9 protein-coding genes are annotated in these 5,072 nt (G+C 61.8%); 4 read left to right on the top strand and 5 right to left on the bottom strand.

What is annotated here, in order from left to right:
- Positions 1-57: 57 nt before the first annotated feature.
- From OC610_RS20820 to OC610_RS20805, 4 genes are all read right to left on the bottom strand, one after another.
- Entirely contained in the window at positions 58-816 is a 759-nt protein-coding gene (locus OC610_RS20820; RefSeq protein WP_264430376.1) for a collagen-like protein, read from the bottom strand.
- Complete coding sequence (locus OC610_RS20815; protein ID WP_264430375.1) at positions 809-1,081, bottom strand: DUF1145 domain-containing protein; 273 nt, start codon at positions 1,079-1,081, stop codon at positions 809-811. The genes OC610_RS20820 and OC610_RS20815 overlap by 8 nt, the downstream gene beginning before the upstream one ends.
- A 156-nt stretch (positions 1,082-1,237) precedes the next feature.
- Entirely contained in the window at positions 1,238-1,963 is a 726-nt protein-coding gene (locus OC610_RS20810) for an OmpA family protein (protein WP_264430372.1), read from the bottom strand.
- A gap of 90 nt (positions 1,964-2,053) precedes the next feature.
- On the bottom strand, positions 2,054-2,749 hold the full coding sequence (locus OC610_RS20805) for an OmpA family protein (protein ID WP_264430371.1): 696 nt from the start codon (positions 2,747-2,749) through the stop codon (positions 2,054-2,056).
- Positions 2,750-2,941: 192 nt separating this feature from the next.
- Between OC610_RS20805 and OC610_RS20800 the strand changes: the two genes are divergently transcribed.
- From OC610_RS20800 to OC610_RS20785, 4 genes are all read left to right on the top strand, one after another.
- Complete coding sequence (locus OC610_RS20800) at positions 2,942-3,439, top strand: DUF6231 family protein (protein ID WP_264430369.1); 498 nt, start codon at positions 2,942-2,944, stop codon at positions 3,437-3,439.
- Between the two features lie 14 nt (positions 3,440-3,453).
- Complete coding sequence (locus tag OC610_RS20795; RefSeq protein WP_264430377.1) at positions 3,454-3,930, top strand: YchJ family protein; 477 nt, start codon at positions 3,454-3,456, stop codon at positions 3,928-3,930.
- Positions 3,931-4,002: 72 nt separating this feature from the next.
- Positions 4,003-4,488, top strand: a complete 486-nt coding sequence (locus OC610_RS20790) for an LEA type 2 family protein (protein WP_264430368.1) — start codon at positions 4,003-4,005, stop codon at positions 4,486-4,488.
- A gap of 6 nt (positions 4,489-4,494) precedes the next feature.
- Positions 4,495-4,710 (top strand): SEC-C metal-binding domain-containing protein, encoded by a 216-nt coding sequence (locus OC610_RS20785; RefSeq protein WP_264430367.1) that lies wholly within the window; start codon positions 4,495-4,497, stop codon positions 4,708-4,710.
- Between the two features lie 136 nt (positions 4,711-4,846).
- On the opposite strand, the gene OC610_RS20780 is transcribed toward OC610_RS20785, so the two are convergent.
- Positions 4,847-5,072, bottom strand: a 226-nt coding sequence (locus OC610_RS20780; RefSeq protein ID WP_264430366.1) for an isochorismatase family protein, incomplete at its 5' end; no start/stop codon positions are given.

Here is a 5,072-nt window from a genome sequence, read left to right as displayed (position 1 = left end):
ATCGCGAGCAAGCTCGCTCCCACAGGGTCTTTCACAGGTCTGAATCAGGATGTTTCTTTAGAACCGCTGCACCGTCAGTGCCCCCGCCGCTCCAGCGGGCCCTGGCTGGCCATCGGCGCCAGGACGGCCGCTCTTGCCGCCGTTGGCCGTGTAGACCAGGCAACCCTTGGCCTTGCCGCCTGCGCCGGGTTTGCCACCGTGTCCGGCCGGGCCACCGGCGCCACCGTCCACCGTCACCTTGATTTGCTCGTCCGGGTAGGCCCGGGGCAACTCAAGTCGAACCAGCGCGCCGGCCGCGCCCGGTTGGCCATCGCCGCCATTGCTGCCGTCGGAGCCGCGGCCAGCCGAACCCCAGGTGCACCCTGGCGCCTGTCCGTTGGCACCGTCCAATCCGACGTAACCTGGCGCCCCCGTTCCACCCCGCGCATCCACCGACAGCAGGGGCGCGTTCAACGCATTGAAGCGCAAATTGAGATCGCGCCCTGGCCGCGCAGCCTTCGTATAGGTCCCCGGTGCGCCGCGAGCCGCGATCTGGCTGCCCTCCGCCAGTTCCGCCTGGGCCACTTTCAACTCCAGTGCCTGTTGCGCCGGCACGATCGCAATCCGCGCTTCGCGCCCCAGGTGCAATTGCCCGATGGACAGTTGCGTAACGTTCGAAGGCACGAGCAACGTGCCGAAATCAGCGACGTCCAGGCGCTCCAAGGCCAGCGAGCTGGTGGTGTTGGGCAGGCGCACCAATGAGTTGCTTTCAACCTGGACCACTTGAGCGCTCGCCATTGGGCACACAAATGCTGCAAGCAGACACAATTTACGCATGGGAAGCCTCTGGCGCGGTCGGAAGGGTTTGCAGGTGGAAAATGCCGAACATCAAAACTCGGAGGCGATCGCGACCAGGTGCGGGACGACCACGAAAGCTGGCCCTGAACCACAGCAGTTCAAGCAGATGGAGAGCCAGTAAAAACGCACCGGCGCAATTGGTCAATAGATGCAGCGGATGGACGAATGGCACGACCAGGTTGACCAGCACGACCAGCCAGAACAGCAGCGTCAGTAAACGCCCCAGCCCCCAAAACACCTTCATATGGCCCTCCGAAGGACATTATTGTTTGGCGCACAGTAACGGCTTGCGCGCTGGATAAGCCAGAGGGTGGGGCAAATTTAATCCTGGCGTCGGCCGGCGTCCGCCAAGTCGCTCGCATCACGACTCGGCGGTCCTGAGCCAACGCAATCCATGGACTCAACGCTGAATATGCAACTCCACGCGACGGTTCTGGGCGCGCCCTTCCTCGGTCTCGTTGTCGGCTACCGGTTCGCTTTCGCCCTTGCCCTCGCTGGTGAGTTTTTCCGGGGCAAGGCCCTGGGTCAGCAAATACTCCACGACGCTGCTGGCCCGACGCTCGGACAACCCCTTGTTATAGGCGTCGGTACCGACGCTGTCGGTATGGCCGACCACGCGGATGCTGGCGACATTGGCATGGCTCAGCTTGCCCATCAGCCCATCGAGCTGGCTTCGCGCCGCCGCCGTGAGATCGGACTTATCAAAATCGAACAGCACCTTGCCTGCGTCATTAAGGGTAATGACTTCACTGGCCGGAGCTTGCGGTTCGACCGGTGGAGCGCTGGCCGGATATTGCGGCTGCGGGCAGCCATGGTGTTCGACAGGGGTATTGGCCGGTGTATCGGGACAACGGTCGCGACGATCGAACACACCGTCGCCGTCTTCATCGCCATCCTGGGCGTAACAGATCAAGCCACCGCCGAGCAGCCCCAACGCCGCGCCGCCAGCGGCCCAGCCACTGCTTTCGATGGCGCCCAGCCCGCCGCCGACCAACCCGCCGATCAGGCTGCAGATCGGCCAGGTACGCTGGTTGAGAGGCGCGCTGCCGTCACTGTGAGTGGCGCAACCGGACAACAGGCTGCTGGCCAGCAGTACCGGTAAGGCAACCCTGATGAGAACCTTCATGATGAATGCTCCTGTGTCACCGGCCCATACCGGTCACACAGGAGTAAAGACCCGCATCCACGACTGTACAAGCCGCGGATGACAAGGGTTTCAGCGGTTTATCTTGATTTCGGTACGGCGGTTCATCGCACGTCCATCGGCGGTTTTGTTATCAGCGACCGGCTGGCTTTCCCCGGCGCCGGACACTGAAACAAAACTGGCCTGCGGCACGCCGCTTTCAACCAGGTATTTCACCACCGCATTGGCCCGTTTCTCCGACAGTTTCTGGTTGTAGGCATCGCTGCCGACGCTGTCGGTGTGACCGGTGACCCGCAGTTGTGCGGTGGACGTTTCCTGTTTCAGTCGGGTGGCGACTGCGCTCAGTACATCTTTATCGCCTGGGGTCAGCGTGGCTTTGTTGAACTCAAAGTGCACGTCGCGGATCACGATGGTTTCTTCCTTGACCACGACTGGCGCTTCGACCACTGGCGCCGGAGCGGGTGGCGGGCAGCCATCGGCATCGACTTGCACGCCCTTCGGCGTACCCGGGCACTTGTCGCGGCTGTCCGGCACACCGTCGCCGTCTTCGTCGCCGTCGCCATGGGCCCAGCACCAACCTGCCGCCACGGTGCCGGCCACCAAGGCGCCCGGGCCGATCCAGGAGCTGCTTTCAATCGCGCCCAATCCCGCACCAACGACACCGCCGGTGGCCGCACAGATCGGCCAGTCGGTTTTCTGCAAACCTGCGCAACCAGTCAACACACTGGTTAGCAGAACCAGGGGTAACGCTGTCCGAACTATGCTCATCGGTTTTTCTCCTTGAAGGATCGGCTTCGCGCCGATTCAGGGGAGTAAAGACCCGAGTTCGGATCTGCGCCAGCCTGGGCAATCGGCGGATTTCGCTCCGTGTTCACGCAAATTCCACACGTCCATGGACCAACCGCTCTAGGCCACGATGTCCAGGCAGGCTATCGTGGCGGTTCTGACTGAGGAACTTTGATGACCGTTGCCATTTCTTCGCGTACGCCCCAGCAAGCCCTGGCCGCCGTACTGGACCGTTATGCCCCGCAAAGCCTGCTGCTGATCGGCGCCAGCAGTTTTCCTGCGTTAGAAGCATTCCAGCAGGCCCACCCCGACACCGAGGTGGTCCACACCGGCCCCGGCGCCTTGCCGGCGGACGTGGCGGCGCGGCGTTTTGACTTGGCCTTGGCGCTCGATTGCCTGGAGCATTTGCCCAAGCGCGACGGTCTGAACCTGTTGGGCGGCATTCGCAATCTCAACGCCAGCCGGATTGCAGTGCTGGCCGATCTCAACGCCTGTGGCTGGCAAGAGACGGATTTCTTTTCCCTGGCCCTTCAAGCCAGCGAGCGATTCCAGCGCGAGGACCAGGTGCTGACCCTGTTCACCTACGATCTGCTTGAATACAAACAGGTGCCCGACTGGCTCAACTCACGTTTCTGGGCCAACCCTGAAAATTTTGGAAAATACTGGTGGTAGCTGTGGATACAAGCCTGCACACACCCATTTGCCCCTGCGGCAGCGGCAACCCGCTGGACGCTTGCTGCGGCCATTACCACAACGGTCATCCGGCGCCTTGTGCCGAAGCCTTGATGCGCTCGCGCTACAGTGCCTACGTGTTGGGCCTGGTGGATTACCTTATCGGCACTACGCTCCCCGCCCAGCAGGATGGCCTCGATCGCCAAGCTATCGGCGAATGGAGTGCCAGCAGCACCTGGCTGGGGCTGGAAGTGGAAAGCAGCGAGGTGTTCGGTGGTCAACCGGAACACGCCTTCGTCACGTTCACCGCTCGCTGGCACGACAGCCAGGGCGAACACAGCCATCGGGAGCAGTCTTCGTTCGTGCAGAACGGCGGACGATGGTACTTCATCGATCCCACCGTGCCGGTCAAGTCTGGTCGCAACGACAGTTGCCCGTGCGGTAGCGGATACAAATTCAAGAAGTGCTGCGCCGGTTATTTCCATCGCTGAATTTTCGGAAGCGTCCGACGCTCGTCCTCAGGTCGGGAGGACTAGACTGGGGGATAAACCTGAGGTACGGACATGACCCAGACATCACGCTTGCTCCGCATCACTTGCCTGCTGTTGTTGGTCGGGCTCGGCGGTTGCGCGTCCTGGCGAGGTGAGGAGGCGCCTGTACCGCAAGTGCACCTGGTCAAGGTCGAGGTCGTGCGGGCACGACTGCTGGAACAGAAGTTCATGCTGCACTTTCGCGTCGACAATCCCGGCGACAGCGACCTCACCGTGCGCGGCCTGACTTATCGGATTCACTTGGGCGATCTCTTGCTGACCGAGGGAGAGCATGAACATTGGTTCACCGTGAGCCCGCGGCATAGCGGCTATTTCAAGGTGCCGATCCGTACCAACCTGTGGCCGCAAGTCCGGGAAGTGGTGAAACTGTTGGAGAAACCCCGAGAACAGATCCCCTATCGCCTGGAAGGGGAACTGGAAACCGGTTTATTCATCGCCGACTACGTGCACCTGGAGCGCAATGGCGTGATAATCGCCGCCGATTTTATTGCGGAGTAACCCCAGATGACCCAACAACCCCACGTCCACGGCCCCGATTGCAACCACGACCACGACCACGACCACGACCATCACCACGGTCATGATCATGGCCACGTCCACGGCCCGAACTGCGGCCATGCCCACCAGGAGCCCGTACGCAACGCCCTGAAGGACGTTGGCCGCAACGACCCTTGCCCGTGCGGCAACGGCAAGAAATTCAAGAAGTGCCACGGGGCTTGATGCCCCGAGCTGAAGATTTCTAGTCTGTCAGATCGTCATCGCGAGCAAGCTCGCTCCCACACTGGTTCTGTGACGTTCACAAATCCCTGTGGGAGCGAGCTTGCTCGCGATGAGGCCGGAATCCAATACCCACGTTTCAGCCCGCCCGCAAGATCTCCTCCACGCTCACCACCATCGCATATTCCCCATGCAGGTTCGCCAATGACATCCCGTGCACCTCGGCAGCCGAACGGGCGACGCCGAAGTAATCGACCTTGTCGAACGTGAAACAGGCGTCTTCGACCACCCAGGTGTCGAACCCGAGATTGCCCGCCGTGCGAGCGGTGGACTCCACCGAGTTGTTCGTCGCCACGCCAACGATC

This window comes from Pseudomonas agronomica (genome assembly GCF_025917275.1).
Lineage (GTDB): Bacteria > Pseudomonadota > Gammaproteobacteria > Pseudomonadales > Pseudomonadaceae > Aquipseudomonas > Aquipseudomonas agronomica.
Note: the sequence above shows the minus strand (reverse complement) of the source record. Positions and strands in the feature narration are given on the sequence as shown.

Bases quoted from the DNA above. Each gene is read 5' to 3' on its own strand.
- OC610_RS20820 (WP_264430376.1), bottom strand. From the start codon at position 816: ATGCGTAAATTGTGTCTGCTTGCAGCATTTGTGTGCCCAATGGCGAGC.
- OC610_RS20815 (WP_264430375.1), bottom strand. From the start codon at position 1,081: ATGAAGGTGTTTTGGGGGCTGGGGCGTTTACTGACGCTGCTGTTCTGG.
- OC610_RS20810 (WP_264430372.1), bottom strand. From the start codon at position 1,963: ATGAAGGTTCTCATCAGGGTTGCCTTACCGGTACTGCTGGCCAGCAGC.
- OC610_RS20805 (WP_264430371.1), bottom strand. From the start codon at position 2,749: ATGAGCATAGTTCGGACAGCGTTACCCCTGGTTCTGCTAACCAGTGTG.
- OC610_RS20800 (WP_264430369.1), top strand. From the start codon at position 2,942: ATGACCGTTGCCATTTCTTCGCGTACGCCCCAGCAAGCCCTGGCCGCC.
- OC610_RS20790 (WP_264430368.1), top strand. From the start codon at position 4,003: ATGACCCAGACATCACGCTTGCTCCGCATCACTTGCCTGCTGTTGTTG.
- OC610_RS20785 (WP_264430367.1), top strand. From the start codon at position 4,495: ATGACCCAACAACCCCACGTCCACGGCCCCGATTGCAACCACGACCAC.